The sequence below is a fragment of the Streptococcus sp. k-628 genome (assembly GCF_013277475.1).
In the GTDB taxonomy this organism is placed as follows: Bacteria; Bacillota; Bacilli; order Lactobacillales; family Streptococcaceae; genus Streptococcus.
Genome location: NZ_VMMZ01000046.1, coordinates 1 through 19,210, shown reverse-complemented (window position 1 = coordinate 19,210; position 19,210 = coordinate 1). Strand labels below are relative to the sequence as shown.

Below are 19,210 nucleotides of genomic sequence, written 5' to 3'. Positions count from 1 at the left end.
ACTCAGTTAGAAGTGACAGACCCAGATGGAATCGTGACGCGTATCCGCTTAGCTAGATAGGATGTGATAAAGACCAGCATCTCATACTCAATGAAAATCAAAGAGCAAACTAGGAAACTAGCCGCAGGCTGCTCAAAACACTGTCTTGAGGTTGTAGATAAGACTGACGAAGTCAGCTCAAAACACTGTTTTGAGGTTGCAGATAGAGCTGACGTGGTTTGAAGAAATTTTCGAAGAGTATTAGAGTCTTCTACAGAAGTTACCCTATGGAAAATCTATCCGTATAGAGGAGCCTTCTTTTGATAAAATCGTAAAAATCTAGTATAATAGATAGAACTGAAAGTATGAGGTTACTAGCAATGAAAATGAAACAAATCAGTGATACAACTTTAAAAATCACGATGTCTTTAGAGGATTTGATGGATCGTGGCATGGAGATTGCTGACTTTCTTGTTCCTCAAGAAAAAACAGAAGAGTTCTTTTATGCTATCTTGGATGAGTTAGAGATGCCTGATAGCTTTCTGGATACAGGTATGTTGAGCTTCCGTGTGACTCCAAAACCTGATAAGGTTGATGTTTTTGTAACCAAATCAAAGATTGACCAAAATCTAGATTTTGAAGACTTATCGGATTTGCCAGATATGGAAGAATTGGCTCAAATGTCGCCTGATGAATTTATCAAAACCTTGGAAAAAAGCATCGCGGACAAAACCAAAGATGACATTGAAGCCATTCAATCTCTTGAGCAAGTAGAAGCCAAGGAAGAAGAGCAGGAACAGGCTGAACAAGAAGTTGAAAGCAAGAAAGAGCCCTACATCTACTACATCCTTTCTTTTGCTAAGTTGGCTGATTTGGTGGCTTTTGCCAAGACAGTGACTTTTGAGATGGAAACTTCTGAACTCTACAAGATGAATGAGCACTATTATTTGACCATTTTAGTGGATATTGAAAATCATCCAAGTCCATATCCAGCTTGGCTTTTGGCGCGTATGCGCGAGTTTGCGGACGATAGTGATATCAGTCGCTCAGTTTTGCAAGAGTATGGCCAAGTCTTGATGAATTACGATGCAGTACTGAATTTGCAAAAGATTGGATAATCCTTTCTGGAAAGCTATTTCTAGATTTTAGGAAGAGCGAATCGTCTGATTCGTTTTTTCTTTTTATACTGAAATAGTGATTTACTATAATAGGAATTTTCACAAAATTCTGTTATAATGGCTATATTAGAAAATTTCGAGGAGACAAACATGACAGTTAAAATTGCTTTACTAGGATTTGGTACCGTTGCAAGTGGTGTGCCTTTCCTCCTAAAGGAAAATGGAGAAAAAATCAATCAATCAGCACATTCAGAGATTGAAGTTGCCAAGGTATTGGTCAAGGATGAAGATGAAAAGAATCGCTTGCTTGCAGCAGGGAATGACTTTAACTTTGTAACCAATGTGGATGATATTTTATCAGACCAAGACATTACGATAGTAGTGGAATTGATGGGACGTATCGAACCTGCTAAAACCTTTATCACTCGTGCCTTGGAAGCTGGAAAACACGTTGTTACTGCTAACAAGGACCTTTTAGCTGTCCATGGCGCAGAATTGCTAGAAATCGCTCAAGCTAACAAGGTAGCACTTTACTATGAAGCAGCAGTAGCTGGTGGGATTCCAATTCTTCGCACTCTAGCAAATTCCTTGGCTTCTGATAAAATCACGCGCGTGCTTGGAGTAGTCAACGGAACTTCCAACTTCATGATGACCAAGATGGTGGAAGAAGGCTGGTCTTATGATGATGCTCTTGCGGAAGCGCAACGTCTAGGATTTGCAGAAAGCGACCCTACAAATGACGTAGATGGGATTGATGCAGCCTACAAGATGGTTATCTTGAGCCAATTTGCCTTTGGCATGAAGGTTGCTTTTGACGATGTAGCCCACAAGGGAATCCGCAACATCACACCAGAAGACGTAGCTGTAGCCCAAGAACTTGGCTATGTAGTGAAATTGGTTGGTTCTATCGAGGAAACTCCTTCAGGAATTGCTGCAGAAGTGACTCCAACCTTCCTACCTAAAGCGCACCCACTTGCTAGTGTGAATGGCGTAATGAACGCTGTCTTTGTAGAATCTATCGGTATCGGTGAGTCTATGTACTACGGACCAGGTGCTGGTCAAAAACCAACTGCTACGAGTGTTGTGGCCGATATTGTCCGTATCGTTCGTCGCTTGAATGATGGTACAATTGGAAAAGACTTCAACGAATACAGCCGTGACTTGGTCTTGGCAAATCCAGAAGATGTCAAAGCAAATTACTACTTCTCAATCTTGGCGCCAGACTCAAAAGGTCAGGTCTTGAAGTTGGCTGAAATCTTTAATGCCCAAGATATTTCCTTCAAGCAAATTCTCCAAGATGGAAAAGATGGTGACAAGGCGCGTGTTGTGATCATCACACACAAGATTAATAAAGCCCAGCTTGAAAATGTCTCAGCTGAATTGAAGAAGATTTCAGAATTCGACCTCTTGAATACCTTCAAGGTGCTAGGAGAATAAGATGAAGATTATTGTACCTGCAACCAGTGCTAATATCGGGCCAGGATTTGACTCGGTCGGTGTAGCTGTAACCAAGTATCTTCAAATCGAGGTCTGTGAAGAACGAGATGAGTGGTTGATTGAACACCAGATTGGCAAATGGATTCCACATGACGGGCGTAATCTCTTGCTCAAAATTGCCTTGCAAATTGTACCAGACTTACAACCAAGACGCTTGAAAATGACTAGTGATGTTCCCTTGGCGCGTGGTTTGGGTTCTTCTAGCTCGGTTATCGTTGCTGGGATTGAACTAGCCAACCAATTGGGGCAACTCAACTTGTCTAATCATGAAAAATTGCAGTTGGCGACTAAGATTGAAGGACACCCTGATAATGTGGCTCCAGCTATTTATGGTAATCTCGTTATTGCAAGCTCTGTTGATGGACAAGTTTCAGCTATTGTAGCAGACTTCCCAGAGTGTGATTTCCTAGCCTACATTCCAAACTATGAATTGCGCACTCGCGACAGTCGTGGTGTCTTGCCTAAGAAATTGTCTTACAAGGAAGCTGTTTCAGCTAGTTCTATCGCCAATGTGGCTGTTGCTGCTTTGTTGGCAGGAGATATGGTGACTGCTGGGCAAGCAATCGAGGGAGACCTCTTCCATGAGCGCTATCGTCAGGACTTGGTGAGAGAATTTGCGACGATTAAGCAAGTAGCCAAAGAAAATGGTGCCTATGCAACCTATCTTTCTGGTGCCGGGCCGACAGTTATGGTCTTGGCTTCTCATGATAAGATGCCAACGATTAAGGCCGAATTGGAAAAGCAACCCTTCAAAGGCAAACTGCATGACTTGAAGGTTGATACCCAAGGTGTCCGTGTCGAAGTAAAATAAAGAATAGAAGATAGGATGGGGAAACTCTCGACCAGAGGGCTTCCTATCCTTTTTTTGAAAATAAGTTTATACTCAATGAAAANNCTGCTTTGAGGTTGTTGATAGAACTGAGAAGTCAGTAACCATACCTACGGTAAGGCGACGCTGACGTGGTTTGAAGAGATTTTCGAAGAGTATTAGTTAAAAACTTGATAAAGGAGAAATAAAGATGGCAGAAATTTATCTAGCAGGTGGTTGTTTTTGGGGCTTAGAGGAGTATTTTTCACGTATTTCTGGAGTGCTAGCAACCAGTGTTGGCTACGCTAATGGGCAAGTCGAAACGACCAATTATCAGCTGCTTAAGGAAACAGACCATGCAGAAACGGTCCAAGTGATTTACGATGAGAAAGCAGTGTCACTCAGAGAAATTTTGCTTTATTATTTCCGAGTCATCGACCCTCTATCCATCAATCAACAAGGGAATGACCGTGGTCGTCAATATCGTACTGGGATTTATTACCAAGATGAAGCAGACTTGCCAGCTATCTACACAGTGGTACAGGAGCAGGAGCGTATGCTGGGTCGAAAGATTGCAGTAGAGGTGGAGAAACTTCGCCACTATATTTTAGCTGAAAATTACCACCAAGACTATCTTAAGAAGAATCCTTCAGGTTACTGTCATATCGATGTGACTGATGCTGAGAAGCCATTGATTGATGCCTCTAACTATGAAAAGCCTAGTCAAGAGGTGTTAAAGAAAAGCTTAACTGAAGAATCCTATCGTGTTACCCAAGAAGCTGCTACAGAGGCTCCATTTACCAATGCCTATGACCAAACCTTTGAAGAGGGAATTTATGTAGACATTACGACGGGTGAGCCACTCTTTTTTGCCAAGGATAAGTTTGCCTCAGGTTGTGGTTGGCCAAGTTTTAGCCATCCGATTTCAAAAGAGTTGATTCACTATTACAAGGACCTGAGTCATGGAATGGAGCGAATCGAGGTTCGTTCTCGGTCAGGCAATGCTCATTTGGGTCATGTTTTCACAGATGGACCGCGTGAGTTTGGTGGCCTCCGTTACTGTATCAATTCTGCTTCCTTGCGCTTTGTGGCTAAGGATGAGATGGAAGAAGCAGGATATGGCTATCTACTGCCTTACTTAAACAAATAAAACAGAGAGAGTGGGCACTTCCCGCTTTCTTTATTTCCAGAATACGAATAGAAGGGATTTATGAAACACCTATTATCTTACTTTAAACCCTACATCAAGGAATCAATTTTAGCACCCTTGTTCAAGCTACTAGAAGCTGTGTTTGAGCTCTTAGTTCCTATGGTGATTGCTGGGATTGTTGACCAATCCTTGCCCCAAAGAAATCAAGGTCATCTATGGATGCAGATTGGCCAGCTCCTTATCTTTGCAGTGATTGGCGTTGTAGTGGCCTTGGTAGCTCAATTTTACTCAGCCAAGGCAGCGGTTGGATTTGCCAAAGAATTGACAGGTGACCTCTATCGCCATATTCTTTCCTTGCCCAAGGATAGCAGAGACCGTCTGACCACTTCTAGTTTGGTGACTCGCTTGACTTCGGACACCTATCAGATTCAGACTGGTATTAATCAATTCCTGCGCCTCTTTTTGCGAGCACCTATTATCGTTTTTGGAGCCATTTTTATGGCTTATCGCATCTCGGCTGAGCTGACTTTCTGGTTCTTGGTCATGGTTATCATTTTGACCGTCGTCATTGTAGGTCTTTCTAGGTTGGTCAATCCTCTCTACAGTAGTCTCAGAAAGAAAACGGACCAACTGGTTCAGGAAACGCGCCAGCAATTGCAAGGGATGCGGGTTATTCGTGCTTTTGGTCAAGAAAAACGAGAGTTACAGATTTTTCAAACCCTTAACCAAGTTTATGCTAGATTACAAGAAAAGACAGGTTTCTGGTCTAGTTTATTAACACCTCTGACCTATCTGATTGTCAATGGAACTCTCCTCGTTATTATCTGGCAAGGCTATATTTCGATTCAAGGAGGCTTGCTCAGTCAAGGTGCTCTCATTGCCCTTATTAACTATCTCCTACAGATTTTGGTGGAATTGGTCAAGCTAGCCATGCTGATAAATTCCCTTAACCAGTCCTATATCTCAGCTAAGCGAATTGAGGAAGTCTTTGCCGAAGCTCCAGAAGACATCCATTCAGAATTAGAACAAAAGCAAGTTACCAGTAATCAGGTTTTACAAGTCCAAGAATTGACCTTTACCTATCCTGATGCGGCCCAGCCTTCTATGAGAGACATTTCCTTTGATATGCAGCAAGGGCAAATCCTTGGTATTATTGGGGGAACAGGTTCTGGTAAATCAAGCTTTGTGCAAGTCTTACTTGGTCTTTATCCAGCAGACAAGGGGAGCATTGACATTTATCGAGATGGATCTAGTCCTCGTAATCTTGAGCAGTGGCGGTCTTGGATTGCCTATGTGCCCCAAAAGGTCGAACTCTTTAAGGGAACCATTCGTTCCAACTTGACTTTGGGTTTAAATCAAGAAGTGACTGATCAAGAACTCTGGCAGGCCTTGGAGATTGCGCAAGCTAAGGATTTTGTCAGTGAAAAGGAAGGACTCTTGGATGCCACTGTTGAGGCAGGAGGGCGAAATTTCTCAGGTGGACAAAAACAAAGGCTGTCTATTGCACGTGCAGTCTTGCGCCAAGCTCCGTTCCTCATCCTAGATGATGCGACCTCGGCCCTGGACACTATTACCGAGTCCAAGCTCTTGAAATCTATTCGAGAAAATCTGCCAAATACGAGCTTAATTTTGATTTCTCAAAGAACGTCGACACTTCAGATGGCTGACCAGATTCTCCTCTTAGAAAAAGGTGTTCTATTAGCTACCGGCAAGCATGAGAACTTGATGAAGACTAGTCAAGTCTATCGTGAAATCAATGCATCCCAACATGGAAAGGAGGACTAGCATGAGACGACAAACTGCAAATCAAACACTCACACGTTTGGCCAAAGATTTAGCAAGTCATCCCTTCCTCCTTTTCCTAGCCTTCCTAGGAACTATTGCCCAGGTTGGCTTATCAATTTATCTTCCCATCTTGATTGGGCAGGTCATCGACCAAGTCCTAGTGACTGACTCTTCACCAGTTTTTTGGCAGATTTTTCTCCAAATGATCTTGGTAGTCATAGGAAATACCCTTGTGCAGTGGGCCAATCCTCTTCTTTATAATCGTTTAATTTTCTCTTATACCAGAGACTTGCGAGAGCGAATCATCCATAAACTCCATCGTTTACCGATTGCTTTTGTTGATCAGCAAGGAAGTGGAGAGATGGTCAGTCGTGTGACCACAGACATCGAACAGTTGGCAGCTGGCTTGACCATGATTTTTAACCAATTTTTCATTGGTGTTTTGATGATTTTGGTTAGTATTCTAGCAATGCTTCAAATTCATCTCCTCATGACTCTTTTGGTCTTGCTGTTGACGCCACTGTCTATGGTAATCTCACGCTTTATTGCCAAACGCTCCTATCATCTCTTCCAAAAGCAAACAGAGACAAGGGGGATTCAGACACAATTAATTGAAGAATCGTTGAGCCAGCAGACCATTATCCAGTCCTTTAATGCTCAAGAAGATTTTATCCAAAGACTGCGTGAGGCTAATGACAACTACGCAGGCTATTCGCAGTCGGCCATCTTTTATTCTTCAACGGTTAATCCTTCGACTCGATTTGTCAATGCACTCATTTATGCTCTTTTAGCTGGAGTGGGTGCTTATCGTATCATGATGGGATCCACCTTGACCATTGGGCGTTTAGTGACTTTTTTGAACTATGTTCAGCAGTATACCAAGCCCTTTAACGATATTTCTTCAGTTCTAGCCGAGTTGCAAAGTGCTTTAGCTTGTGCAGAGCGCGTCTATGCTGTCTTAGAAAGTCCTGAGGTAGCTGAAACAGGTAAGGAAGTCTTGACCAGTGACCAGGTTAAGGGAGCCATTTCCTTTAAACAGGTCTCTTTTGGCTACCATCCTGAAAAGATTTTGATTAAGGATTTATCTATTGATATTCCAGCTGGTAGCAAGGTGGCCATCGTTGGTCCGACAGGTGCTGGCAAATCAACCCTTATCAATCTCCTTATGCGTTTTTACCCTATTAATTCAGGAGATATCTTGTTAGATGGGCAATCTATTTATGATTATACCCGAGCATCATTGAGACAGCAGTTTGGCATGGTGCTTCAAGAAACCTGGCTCAAGCAAGGAACCATTCATGACAATATTGCCTTTGGCAATCCTGAAGCCAGTCGGGAGCAGGTGTTTGCTGCTGCCAAAGCAGCCAATGCAGACTTTTTCATCCAACAGCTACCTCAAGGCTATGATACCAAGTTGGAAAATGCGGGAGAATCTCTCTCTGTCGGTCAGGCCCAGCTCTTGACCATCGCCCGAGTCTTTCTGGCTATTCCAAAGATTCTTATCTTAGACGAGGCAACTTCATCCATCGATACGCGGACAGAAGTGCTGGTACAGGATGCCTTTGCAAAACTCATGGAGGGGCGTACAAGCTTTATCATTGCCCACCGCTTGTCAACCATACAGGATGCAGATTTGATCCTTGTCTTGATGGATGGTGACATTGTTGAGTATGGGAACCATCAGGATCTCATGACTAGAAAGGGCAGGTATTACCAAATGCAGCAAGCTGCCGCTTTTAGCTCTGAATAATCCATTCTCTTTTGAAAGTTTATGAACGAAAAAAGTTGCCTTCGGGTGACTTTTTTGTTACAATAGCTAGAAAAATTATTCACTGTAAATTATTTTTTAGAAAAGGAGCCTAGTATGAAAGTCTACCAGCATGTAAATATCGTGACTTGTGACCAAAATTTCCATGTTTATTTGGATGGAATCTTAGTAGTTAAGGATTCTCAAATCGTCTATGTCGGTCAAGAGAAGCCAGAGATTTTAGATCAAGCTGAGCAGATTATAGACTATCAGGGAGCCTGGATTATGCCTGGGTTGGTCAATTGCCACACCCATTCTGCTATGACAGGATTGAGAGGAATTCGAGATGATAGCAATCTCCATGAATGGCTCAATGACTATATTTGGCCTGCAGAAGCTGAGTTTACTCCCGACATGACTACCAAGGCGGTCAAAGAAGCTCTGACAGAGATGCTCCAGTCGGGAACAACAACCTTTAACGATATGTATAATCCCAATGGTGTAGATATTGAGCAGATTTACCAGGCAGTGAAATCTTCCAAGATGCGTTGTTATTTTTCTCCTACTCTTTTTTCTTCTGAGGCGGAGACAACTGCTGAGACCATTGCTAGAACTCGAGCAATCATTGAAGAAATTATTGGATATAAAAATCCAAATTTCAAGGTGATGGTGTCCCCACATTCTCCCTACAGCTGTAGTAAAGATTTGCTACAAGCGAGTTTAGACATGGCAAAAGAACTGGGTATTTCCATCCATATCCATGTAGCAGAGACCAAGGAGGAGTCAGGCATTCTCCTGAAACGCTACGGCAAACGCCCCCTTGCTTTTCTAGAAGAACTGGGTTACTTAGATCATCCGTCTGTCTTTGCTCACGGGGTCGAATTAAACGAGAGAGAAATTGAACGCTTGGCAACTTCTCAAGTGTCTATTGCCCACAATCCTATCAGTAACCTCAAATTGGCATCAGGTATTGCTCCCATCATCCAACTGCAAAAAGCAGGAATAGCAGTAGGAATTGCGACTGACTCGGTCGCTTCTAATAATAATTTAGACATGTTTGAGGAAGGACGGACCGCCGCTCTCCTACAGAAAATGAAGAGTGGAGATGCTAGCCAATTCCCAATCGAAATAGCCCTTAAGGCACTGACAATCGAAGGGGCTAAGGTTCTAGGGATGGAAAATCAGATAGGAAGCCTAGAAGTAGGTAAACAGGCAGATTTTCTCGTCATTCAACCACAAGGGAAAATTCATCTCCAACCTCAGGAAAATATGCTTTCTCATCTCGTCTATGCTGTTAAATCCAGTGATGTAGATGATGTCTATATTGCTGGAGAACAGGTTGTTAAGCAAGGTCAAGTCCTGACAGTAGAACTTTAAAAGAAAAATAACGAAAAAAATTTAAAAAAAGTTTGCAAAAATCTTGCATTCTTTTTTTGACTATGCTATACTTATATACGGTTTGAAAAAACTGCCTAAGACAGTAGGGGAGCTCGACTCATAAGGATCCTACCGAGGACAAAACGTATCATGTAAAAAGAAGCGTATTGTACTTTCGTGTCTAGGTTTGGGCGCGTTTTTCTTTTGGAAAAATTCCCCAAGCAAAATAATTACGGAGGTGAACACACTAATGAGTGAAGCAATTATTGCTAAAAAAGCGGAACTAGTTGACGTAGTAGCTGAAAAAATGAAAGCTGCTGCATCTATCGTCGTTGTAGACGCTCGTGGTTTGACAGTTGAGCAAGATACAGTTCTTCGTCGTGAGCTTCGTGGAAGCGAAGTTGAGTACAAAGTCATTAAAAACTCAATCTTGCGTCGTGCAGCTGAAAAAGCTGGTCTTGAAGAACTTGCATCAGTATTTGTTGGACCATCTGCAGTAGCATTTTCTAACGAAGATGTTATCGCACCAGCGAAAATCTTGAACGACTTTTCTAAAAACGCTGAAGCACTTGAAATCAAAGGTGGTGCAATCGAAGGCGCTGTCGCATCTAAAGAAGAGATTCTTGCTCTTGCAACTCTTCCAAATCGCGAAGGACTTCTTTCTATGCTCCTTTCTGTACTTCAAGCGCCAGTGCGCAACGTTGCTCTTGCAGTCAAAGCGGTTGCAGAAAGCAAAGAAGACGCAGCTTAATCTTAAGCTACGCAGCGTAGCTTAGCTACGAAAAATCTATTATAAATTTAAAAACATATTTGGAGGAAATAACAATGGCATTGAACATTGAAAACATTATTGCTGAAATTAAAGAAGCTTCAATCCTTGAATTGAACGACCTTGTAAAAGCTATCGAAGAAGAATTTGGTGTAACTGCAGCTGCTCCTGTAGCTGTTGCTGCGGCTGGTGCTGCTGACGCTGGTGCTGCTAAAGATTCATTCGACGTTGAATTGACATCTGCAGGCGACAAAAAAGTTGGCGTTATCAAAGTTGTACGTGAAATCACAGGTCTTGGTCTTAAAGAAGCTAAAGAACTTGTTGACGGTGCACCAGCACTTGTTAAAGAAGGCGTTGCAACTGCAGAAGCTGAAGAAATCAAAGCTAAATTGGAAGAAGCTGGAGCTTCAGTTACTCTTAAATAAGAGGCATATACCAATTAGAATTCGGGATACTATAGTATCAGCCTTTTAGAATCGTGAACACATTTTAGAAACTGATAAATTAATTTAGTTTCCTACTAAAAACCCTACCAAAAATTAATTTGGCAGGGTTTTTCTTTTTAATAAAATTATTTTGGAGAACAGGGTTCGTTTTAAATGACCAGAAGTAAGCTATGTATAGATTCGAATTATAGTAGAATTTCGTATTTCAAATTTTGTAGAAATTTTTAAGACCCCTGACTATCGTTGTCACTATTTTGCAAAACATAAAAAATCAGAGTCAGATTTAGATTTTGCGGAATTTGTCTTTCAAAATCGGGGAAATCCAGATGAATTACAACACCAATTTGGTTTTATCTATGGTGTTCAGACTGATGACAATCCACCCCAAGCTTTAGCTCGTTTTCGTCAGAATGAAATTACAAAAGAAGAAATGCTTGCTGAGTTTAGAAACCCCTATTCTTTTAAATAATTATCCATTCACAACCAATCTTTTTGTGATATAATGAAAATAGAGAAGGTTTATCAATCAAAAACAGGAGAGGAGTTACAAAAATGGCAGTAGTATCATTGGAAAATAATATTAAACTATATAGTTCAGAATTATTTCAAGCACTATTAAAAGCCTCCAATTATAAATTGGATGAGCGTATTGCTCAGACTGTTACAGAAGTCTATGCTCGTAATCTAGATTATTCTGATCCTGAACGGATGCATGTTGGTGTAACTTCTGTTGCTAACAATTTGCTTACAAAAATTAAACAAGAGTATTTTAATGTATAGTATTTTGAAAAGCCACCGAAAAAGGAATTACTCTTTAAGGTGGCTTTTATAGAAGTAAAGTTTAGGCTAGAAAAACAAGAAATAACGCACCATTTTTGGTGCGTTTTGCTTTTTTATGCTATAATGGATTTATAAAAATAAAGGAGTTTGCCATGATTGGAAAGAACATAAAATCCTTACGTAAAACACATGACTTAACACAACCCGAATTTGCCCAAATTATAGGAATTTCTCGCAATAGCTTGAGTCGTTATGAAAATGGAACTAGTCCAGTCTCTACGGAACTAATAGATATCATTTGTCAGAAGTTTAATGTATCTTATGTTGATATCGTAGGAGAAGACAAAATGCTCAATCCTGTTGAAGATTATGAATTGACTTTAAAAATTGAAATTGTGAAAGAACGAGGTGCTAATCTATTATCTCGACTCTATCGTTATCAAGATAGTCAGGGAATTAGCATTGATGATGAATCTAATCCTTGGATTTTAATGAGTGATGATCTATCTGACTTGATTCATACGAATATCTATTTAGTAGAAACTTTTGATGAAATAGAGAGATATATCGGTTATTTGGATGGAATTGAACGTATGTTAGAGATATCTGAAAAACGGATGGTAGCCTAATGGAAATCCAAGATTATACCGATAGTGAATTCAAACATGCTTTGGCACGGAATCTTCGTTCTCTGACAAGAGGAAAAAAGTTCAGTAAGCAACCTATAGCGATTTTGCTTGGAGGGCAAAGTGGTGCTGGCAAGACTACAATTCATCGTATTAAACAGAAAGAATTTCAAGGAAATATTGTTATCATAGATGGCGATAGTTTTCGTTCTCAGCATCCACACTATTTAGAACTGCAGCAAGAATATGGCAAAGATAGCGTTGAATACACCAAGGATTTTGCAGGGAAAATGGTAGAGTCTTTAGTAACCGAATTAAGTCATTTGGGATACAATCTTTTGATTGAGGGAACTTTACGAACAGTTGATGTTCCAAAGAAAACAGCACAACTCTTGAAAAATAAGGGATATGAAGTACAATTAGCCTTGATTGCGACAAAGCCTGAGCTGTCCTATCTAAGTACTCTTATCCGATACGAAGAACTATACGCTATCAATCCAAATCAAGCACGCGCAACTCCAAAAGAACATCATGATTTCATTGTAAATCATCTAGTTGATAATACACGACAATTGGAAGAACTGGCTATCTTTGAAAGCATTCAAATTTATCAACGAGATAGAAGTTGTGTATATGATTCAAAAGAAAATACAACTTCAGCAGCAGAAGTGCTACAAGAATGCCTCTTCGGAAAATGGAGCAAGGTAGAGAAAGAGATGTTGAAGGTGGGGGAAAAGAGACTTAATGAATTACTTGAAAAATAAACAATTGATATTTTTAGGAGAGTAGAAGTGAGAGGATTTAATAACAAGATAAAGTTTGTTTATCAAGAACTAACAAATTCCAAAGAGAAATTCGGTAGCTTTCACAAGACTTTAATTCATTTGCATACACCTGCTTCTTATGATTACAAGCTATTTTCTAATTGGACTGCAACGAAATATAGAAAAATTACTGAAGATGAACTATATGATATATTTTTTGAAAATAAGAAAATAAAAGTTGATAAGACAATTTTTTTTAGTAATTTTGATAAGGTTGTTTTTTCTAGTTCAAAAGAATATATTAGTTTTCTTATGTTAGCAGAGGCAATCATAAAAAATGGAATAGAAATAGTTGTAGTAACTGATCATAATACTACCAAAGGTATTAAAAAGTTACAAATGGCAGTCTCAATCATAATGAAAAATTATCCGATTTATGATATACATCCTCATATTTTACATGGAGTAGAAATTAGTGCAGCAGATAAATTGCATATTGTATGTATATATGATTATGAACAAGAGTCATGGGTTAATCAATGGTTAAGTGAAAATATTATAAGTGAGAAAGATGGAAGTTATCAACATTCACTGACTATCATGAAAGATTTCAATAATCAAAAAATAGTTAATTATATTGCTCATTTCAATAGTTATAACATTTTGAAAAAAGGTTCTCACTTATCAGGTGCATATAAACGAAAAATTTTTTCTAAAGAAAACACACGATTTATTGGTGTTAAAAATATAAATTCTGTTGAAGGTTCTAGAAAAAAACTATTAACAGATTTTAATTGTGAGCCCAATTTTCTATTAGATAATGATTCTCACGAAATTGATTCACTCGGGAAGAACAATCTGTGGTTGAAAGGTGGAAAAATTTCTTTCAAGATGTTTCAAGAAGCATTGTTTGATTATAATGTATCAGTTAGTTTATGTGAGCCAAGCTTTAAACAAAAGTCCTATATAAAAGGATTATATATAGAAAATCGTGGGGAAAATAGAAGTTTTCTTGCAGGTGATAAGTTAAAAAAAGATAAAGACTTCTTTTTAACATTTTCACCATCTATGAATTGTTTAATTGGAGGGAGAGGTACAGGTAAAAGCACATTAATTGATATGTTACAATTTGTACTTTCTCAAGATTGTGATAAGCAAAGCAAATTGGAATTTCTATGTAACCATGCAAATGCTTTTGTACTCTATGTTTTAGAAGAAACTGAATATATTATTGAAGTTAGTTTGCCAGATGTCAAACAAGAAAATAAGGATAATATTTTACAATATTATGGGCAAAATCGAGAGAATAGGTTTGGCTATTCTTATATATTTAATTCTGACTCTATTAAAGAATGGACACGGTCTCAGTACACAAAAGTTTATAAAGTTGAAGGTAACCATTTTAAATTAGTTGATAAAACTAGAATTTTAGAGAAAATGTTTGATAGGAGATATTCTGTTAATGAGTTAGTTAAAACAGCTGACGGTGAAAAAATTACAGAATTTATTTCTAATTTAATGATTAAAAATAAAAAATTACCGAGACCAGACTATGGGCTAAGAACTCAGACACTCGAATCGTTTGAAGCAAAATTAAAGGAACTTGATGAATATTTAAAACAGCGGAAGCAATTAATACTCGAAATTATTGAGGATTTTAATGAAACTCAGATTGGTAAGTTAAGAATTTGTTATGAGCAAATTGATAGATGGGAAGAACCGCATTTCGAAAATTATCTTTTCAAGAATAATCGTTCTTCGTTTGATAATTATAGAATTAGTATGCAAGATGTAGCAGACGTTTTATATCTTATCTATCGGGAATTAGGATTGAAAGAATTTGTTAAAGTCATTGTAAGACAAAATATCCCTAATAAGTATTTTATGCTTTTAAAAAGTATCTCTGAAGATAATTTTGCAAAACAAGAAAATAATTGGAGAGATAAATCTGAAATTAATGAATACAACATTACGCATTTAAAAAAGAGTATCTACTCTTTAATTGAAAATAGTAGTTTATTAAATGAGTTTAAAAGAGTTTTAAAAGAGCATGTAGCTAATGAAAGGTTATTTTTGGAGTTTAATATTAACTCGAAAGAATCTTCGCACCAACTTGATATTGTCTATAAAGAAGTTGGTGTATTAAGTTTGGGACAAAAAGTTGTAGCCATGCTTGATTTTTTATTAGCATATAGTGATTATTCTAAAGACTTCAGACCATTGATTATTGATCAGCCTGAAGACAATCTAGACAATCGTTATATTTACAGGCATTTAGTTCAGCAGTTTAGAGATGTGAAAGCTCAACGTCAAATTATTTTAGCAACACATAATGCTACAATTGTAACAAATTCTATGACAGATCAAGTTGTTATTATGGAGTCAGATGGAGTTAACGGATGGATTGAATCACAGGGATATGTTAGTGAAAAATATATAAAAAATCATATCATCAATCAATTAGAGGGAGGAAAAGATTCCTTCAAGCATAAAATGTCTATATATGAGACGGCTTTATCAGAGTAGAGTCAGAAAAAGTAGGTTAGAAATTTAGCCTACTTTTTTCTTTGTCCGACAGGCATAGTGTACATCTGAGGTACAAGTCCTCTGTGGATATTTGTTGCAGCAATCTAAATCGTTTGATGATTTTTTAGAGAAAGCAAAGCAGTTGTATGTTCAGATTGATTTTAGTCAAAAGCATAGCCGTTTTTTGATGACAGATAGAACGATGATAAAACCAATTCGAGGACGCCAACTCAGCAAACGAGATTTATATGATGAAGAATTTTTTAGAATACATTTTGCCAAACAAGAGATTGAAAGTCGTTTAGAATTTTTGTTGAACCGTGTCAATTCTTTAGAAGATTTAATAACAAAAGCAAAAGAATTGAATCTAACCATTGACTTAAAACAAAAAAATGTAACTTTTATCCTGGAAGAAGATAATCAAAAGATAAGCCTGAATCATAAAAAAATTAGCGATAAGAAATTGTACGATGTTCAATTTTTTAATCGTTATTTTGAAGATAGAGAAGTTAGAGATATTCAAGCATTAGAAAATCTTCAGGAAGATTTTCAGACTTTTCGAGAGGAGCAGCATAAGGAGAAAGTCTCCGCTGAAGAAATCGAGGAAGCCTTCAAGAAATACAAGGAAAAACGAGATGCTATCCATGAGTTTGAGATTGAACTTACGGATAATCAGATAGAGAAGTTGGTTGATGATGGTATCTATATCCGGGTTTCGTTTGGTATTAAACAGAGTGGACTCATCTTTATTCCTAACTACCAGCTAGATATTTTTGAGGAAGACAATCAGAAAAAATATAAAGTCTACATTCGAGAAACGTCTTTTTACTTTGTCTATAATAAAGAAAACAAGGATAATAATTGTTTCATCAAGGGTAGGACTTTAATCAGATAATTGAGCAACGATAGCCAAAAACTCCCATATAGACGACCAACTTTAAAAAGTCTTTAAGACAAGATTTCTGAAATTAATCTTATGATTGAACTATCTAACACGAACAAACAATACCAAGAAATCAAAGATGAGCTTGTATTAGAAATTGCAGAGATTGATATGAAGCTAGAAGAAACCCAAGAAAAAATCGCCACCTTAAACAAGATGGTGGAAGTCCTTATCAATTTGAAGAGTGAAGATCATGAGACTAGAAAATTAGCTAAGTATGATTTTGCCCAAATGAACATGACGGAATCAATAACGTTAGATCGACTCAATACAGATATTTTAAAATTACAACAGGAACTTGGTAATGAAATTAATGAATATGAGGAGATAGCTAGAAGACAGGATTCGTTTGTGAAAATTATTAATACCAATAAATTTACAGTCCTAAAATTTCACGAGAATGCTTTACTAGAATAATAGTATTTACGACTAATTCGTTAAAATATAGAGAATAATTTCATTTATTTTTTATTTACTAGTTTATTAAAATGATCAGTATGGTGTAATCTTAACTTGTCTTCTCTTAAAATATCGAGAACTTGTATGGCCTGTTTCATTTTTTCAATTCCACTACTTAATTGGCGTTTAAATTCATAGTATCCAGTTGCATAGAGAAAAACTGTCTGTTCATAGAAGTTAAATTCATTATCTAATAATGTTTTTATCTCACTAATTAAATAGGAACAATTAGAAAATTTTTCCTCATCTATACTAAGAATTAAACAATTTATAGCAAGTTGAGTGACCATTCGTTTATTGGTTTTATTCAGAGAAGAGTAGATATAATTCTTTAACAATTCCTTTGTCAATAAGAAGTAGGAATTGTAGTTAATTGTTCGTGCACAGTTACCAAATATAATAATCTCATAGTAACCCCATTTTTCGACTTTAAAAAGATAGTCTGTCAGTTGAAGTAGTTCTTCATCTGATGGAATGATCCTCGAATCCATTGTGTGCAGAATGGATTTTACCATAGTTTTCTCTAAAGGATCTAGAGTGTAATTTGTAGTGTCAGATAGTAGGCACGCTATATTATCAATACTTTGTGATGAGTATTGTTTACGAATATATTGAACTAGGTTAGCAAATGATTCACTATTGGTGTAGTCATCATCGTGTAAAATAAGAAACTCATCTAGGGTAACGTGCAACTTGTCTAAAATATTGATTAGTCTAATACATGAGATTTCTGATTCTCCACGTTCGAATCGAGATATTTGAGATTTAGAAAGATGCTCGTCAGCAACAGAACATAAACTGATTTGTTTTCCTTTACGAACTTTTCTGAGTGTGATACCAAGTTTTGATTTCATAATTTTCCCGTTTTCCCAACAAAAAAGTAATTGATTCTTATTTATTGTACAATAAATAAAAACTGAAAGGAAGTCTAAATATGAAGAAAATTTTAAAAAATTCCCCAATTTTATTGTTGGTAATGGATATTATTATTGTCGGTGGATAAAATGTTTAGGTGTACACCTAAGAGTCTGGGACAAAAAGATTTTGATTTTAGGAATTCTTGATTATAAATTTTAAAAATCGATAGATTAGACAAAAAAGCGAATAAGACAGAATTCTGAGTGTCAGATAACTCGTTTTGTTAGCTTTTTATATTTAAGGTTAGACTTTTGTCCCAGACTCTTAGTACTGGTTGGAGGATACGATGAAAGATAGTATGGTTAATTATTGGTTAAATTATTTTCCGGAGTATAGTTTAGAAACGTTTGAAGTAGAATAGATATTAAGGGCCTATCTTTCTCTTATTCCAAAGACTCAGCTCCTGTAATAGAAAATTTAAATTTGACTATTGATTCAGGACAGAGAATTGCACTAGTCGGTCAACCGGGGTCAGGAAAAAGTACGTTATCAAAAATACCATCAGGATTATATAAGATTGATACAGGAAAAGTTTTATTTGATGGTGTAAATATTAATCAAATAGATAAAAAAATATTAAGTCAAAATTTAGGAGTAGTTCCACAGGATTCATTTTTATTGAACAGAAGTATTCTTGATAATATAACTTTAAAGCACGAAGTTACTTCACAAAAGATAGAGGAAGTTTGTAAAGCAGTTCAAATCTATGATGAAATCATGGCTATGCCGATGAAATTTAATACTATCATCTCAGAGATGGGTTCAAATATTTCAGGTATTCAAAGACAACGGATAGCACTGGCACGTGCATTAATAAATAATCCTAGTATTGTAATTTTAGATGAGGCAACTAGTGCATTAGACACTATTAATGAGGAAAGAATAACAAAGTATATAAAAAGTCAGGGCTGTACTCAAATAATTGTAGTTCACAGATTGTTATCGATTAAGGATGCGGGATATTATTTTTGTAATGAAAGGTGGTAAGATTGTTGAGTCAGGAAATCATAAGTACTTAATGGCTCTTGGTGGAGATGACTAGAGCTTATATACAAAAAGGAAATGAGGTGTACAGAAAATGAAGAAAGAAAATGAATATGTAATTTCAACAGCAGCCTCACTAGGGGTGATGATTGGAATAGTGTTTGCAATTTTTTTAGATTTTCCAGTTGAATATGGTATTTCTTTAGGCTTGTTGAATGGAATAGTATTGGGTTCGCTGATTGTTTACAAAAACAATAATAATTAAGCATAATTTTTTGCTGTAAACTAACGAGTAGAGATGGCTATAGTTGAAATTATAAATCTAACAAAAAACTTTAAAGATATTGAAGTTATTCATAACACTTCATTTTATTTAAATAATAGAGCGACTACATTAGTAGCTTAAAAACATGATTAAACCGCTATTCTTAGGAGTAGCGGTTTTTATTTTTGTATAAAAAAGTTGGCGAGTAAGTAATACTCAATGAAAATCAAATAGCAAACTAGGAAGCTAGTCGCAGGTTGCTCAAAACA

16 protein-coding genes, 1 pseudogene and 1 other annotated feature are annotated in these 19,210 nt (G+C 37.2%); of the genes and pseudogenes, 16 read left to right on the top strand and 1 reads right to left on the bottom strand.

Annotation, left to right across the window (positions count from 1 at the left end; translation table 11 throughout):
• The first annotated feature begins 359 nt into the window (after positions 1–359).
• The 14 genes and pseudogenes from mecA to HT730_RS10525 form a co-directional block, all read left to right on the top strand.
• Positions 360–1,097 (top strand): adaptor protein MecA, encoded by a 738-nt coding sequence (gene mecA, locus HT730_RS06790; protein ID WP_173307156.1) that lies wholly within the window; start codon positions 360–362, stop codon positions 1,095–1,097.
• 150 nt (positions 1,098–1,247) lie between these two features.
• Positions 1,248–2,534 (top strand): homoserine dehydrogenase, encoded by a 1,287-nt coding sequence (locus HT730_RS06785; RefSeq protein ID WP_173307155.1) that lies wholly within the window; start codon positions 1,248–1,250, stop codon positions 2,532–2,534.
• Position 2,535: 1 nt separating this feature from the next.
• Entirely contained in the window at positions 2,536–3,405 is an 870-nt protein-coding gene (gene thrB / locus HT730_RS06780) for a homoserine kinase (protein ID WP_173307154.1), read from the top strand.
• Positions 3,406–3,613: 208 nt separating this feature from the next.
• A complete protein-coding gene (gene msrB, locus HT730_RS06775) occupies positions 3,614–4,552 on the top strand; it encodes a peptide-methionine (R)-S-oxide reductase MsrB (RefSeq protein ID WP_173307153.1) in 939 nt (312 codons plus the stop codon).
• A 60-nt stretch (positions 4,553–4,612) separates the two neighbouring features.
• Entirely contained in the window at positions 4,613–6,337 is a 1,725-nt protein-coding gene (locus tag HT730_RS06770; protein WP_173307152.1) for an ABC transporter ATP-binding protein, read from the top strand.
• A gap of 1 nt (position 6,338) precedes the next feature.
• Positions 6,339–8,087, top strand: coding sequence for an ABC transporter ATP-binding protein (locus HT730_RS06765; RefSeq protein WP_173307151.1), 1,749 nt, complete (start codon positions 6,339–6,341; stop codon positions 8,085–8,087).
• 114 nt (positions 8,088–8,201) lie between these two features.
• A complete protein-coding gene (locus tag HT730_RS06760; protein ID WP_173307150.1) occupies positions 8,202–9,461 on the top strand; it encodes a TRZ/ATZ family protein in 1,260 nt (419 codons plus the stop codon).
• 76 nt (positions 9,462–9,537) lie between these two features.
• Positions 9,538–9,673, top strand: a sequence feature (ribosomal protein L10 leader region).
• A 38-nt stretch (positions 9,674–9,711) separates the two neighbouring features.
• A complete protein-coding gene (gene rplJ / locus HT730_RS06755; RefSeq protein ID WP_054380833.1) occupies positions 9,712–10,212 on the top strand; it encodes a 50S ribosomal protein L10 in 501 nt (166 codons plus the stop codon).
• Positions 10,213–10,286: 74 nt separating this feature from the next.
• A complete protein-coding gene (gene rplL, locus HT730_RS06750) occupies positions 10,287–10,655 on the top strand; it encodes a 50S ribosomal protein L7/L12 (RefSeq protein WP_001196965.1) in 369 nt (122 codons plus the stop codon).
• 573 nt (positions 10,656–11,228) lie between these two features.
• On the top strand, positions 11,229–11,456 hold the full coding sequence (locus HT730_RS06745) for a hypothetical protein (protein ID WP_050243459.1): 228 nt from the start codon (positions 11,229–11,231) through the stop codon (positions 11,454–11,456).
• A gap of 152 nt (positions 11,457–11,608) precedes the next feature.
• Complete coding sequence (gene pezA, locus HT730_RS06740) at positions 11,609–12,085, top strand: type II toxin-antitoxin system antitoxin PezA (protein WP_112445231.1); 477 nt, start codon at positions 11,609–11,611, stop codon at positions 12,083–12,085.
• Complete coding sequence (gene pezT, locus HT730_RS06735) at positions 12,085–12,846, top strand: type II toxin-antitoxin system toxin PezT (RefSeq protein ID WP_112445229.1); 762 nt, start codon at positions 12,085–12,087, stop codon at positions 12,844–12,846. Before pezA ends, pezT begins: the two co-directional genes overlap by 1 nt.
• Positions 12,847–12,873: 27 nt before the next feature.
• Positions 12,874–15,372: a Spaf_1101 family AAA-like ATPase gene (locus HT730_RS10685; RefSeq protein WP_112445227.1), complete on the top strand. Its 2,499-nt coding sequence runs from the start codon at positions 12,874–12,876 to the stop codon at positions 15,370–15,372.
• A gap of 88 nt (positions 15,373–15,460) precedes the next feature.
• Positions 15,461–16,732: pseudogene (locus HT730_RS10525) on the top strand (SAG1250 family conjugative relaxase); the annotation flags it as partial.
• A 44-nt stretch (positions 16,733–16,776) separates the two neighbouring features.
• Here HT730_RS10525 and HT730_RS06710 read toward each other — a convergent pair.
• Positions 16,777–17,628, bottom strand: a complete 852-nt coding sequence (locus HT730_RS06710; RefSeq protein WP_050243183.1) for an Rgg/GadR/MutR family transcriptional regulator — start codon at positions 17,626–17,628, stop codon at positions 16,777–16,779.
• A 487-nt stretch (positions 17,629–18,115) separates the two neighbouring features.
• On the opposite strand from HT730_RS06710, the gene HT730_RS06705 reads away from it, so the two are divergent.
• Both HT730_RS06705 and HT730_RS06700 read left to right on the top strand, forming a co-directional pair.
• Complete coding sequence (locus HT730_RS06705; RefSeq protein WP_226946486.1) at positions 18,116–18,679, top strand: ATP-binding cassette domain-containing protein; 564 nt, start codon at positions 18,116–18,118, stop codon at positions 18,677–18,679.
• A gap of 91 nt (positions 18,680–18,770) precedes the next feature.
• On the top strand, positions 18,771–18,941 hold the full coding sequence (locus HT730_RS06700) for a hypothetical protein (protein ID WP_050243184.1): 171 nt from the start codon (positions 18,771–18,773) through the stop codon (positions 18,939–18,941).
• The last annotated feature ends 269 nt before the right edge of the window (positions 18,942–19,210 follow it).

Bases quoted from the DNA above. Each gene is read 5' to 3' on its own strand.
- mecA (WP_173307156.1), top strand. From the start codon at position 360: ATGAAAATGAAACAAATCAGTGATACAACTTTAAAAATCACGATGTCT.
- HT730_RS06785 (WP_173307155.1), top strand. From the start codon at position 1,248: ATGACAGTTAAAATTGCTTTACTAGGATTTGGTACCGTTGCAAGTGGT.
- thrB (WP_173307154.1), top strand. From the start codon at position 2,536: ATGAAGATTATTGTACCTGCAACCAGTGCTAATATCGGGCCAGGATTT.
- msrB (WP_173307153.1), top strand. From the start codon at position 3,614: ATGGCAGAAATTTATCTAGCAGGTGGTTGTTTTTGGGGCTTAGAGGAG.
- HT730_RS06770 (WP_173307152.1), top strand. From the start codon at position 4,613: ATGAAACACCTATTATCTTACTTTAAACCCTACATCAAGGAATCAATT.
- HT730_RS06765 (WP_173307151.1), top strand. From the start codon at position 6,339: ATGAGACGACAAACTGCAAATCAAACACTCACACGTTTGGCCAAAGAT.
- HT730_RS06760 (WP_173307150.1), top strand. From the start codon at position 8,202: ATGAAAGTCTACCAGCATGTAAATATCGTGACTTGTGACCAAAATTTC.
- rplJ (WP_054380833.1), top strand. From the start codon at position 9,712: ATGAGTGAAGCAATTATTGCTAAAAAAGCGGAACTAGTTGACGTAGTA.
- rplL (WP_001196965.1), top strand. From the start codon at position 10,287: ATGGCATTGAACATTGAAAACATTATTGCTGAAATTAAAGAAGCTTCA.
- HT730_RS06745 (WP_050243459.1), top strand. From the start codon at position 11,229: ATGGCAGTAGTATCATTGGAAAATAATATTAAACTATATAGTTCAGAA.
- pezA (WP_112445231.1), top strand. From the start codon at position 11,609: ATGATTGGAAAGAACATAAAATCCTTACGTAAAACACATGACTTAACA.
- pezT (WP_112445229.1), top strand. From the start codon at position 12,085: ATGGAAATCCAAGATTATACCGATAGTGAATTCAAACATGCTTTGGCA.
- HT730_RS06710 (WP_050243183.1), bottom strand. From the start codon at position 17,628: ATGAAATCAAAACTTGGTATCACACTCAGAAAAGTTCGTAAAGGAAAA.
- HT730_RS06700 (WP_050243184.1), top strand. From the start codon at position 18,771: ATGAAGAAAGAAAATGAATATGTAATTTCAACAGCAGCCTCACTAGGG.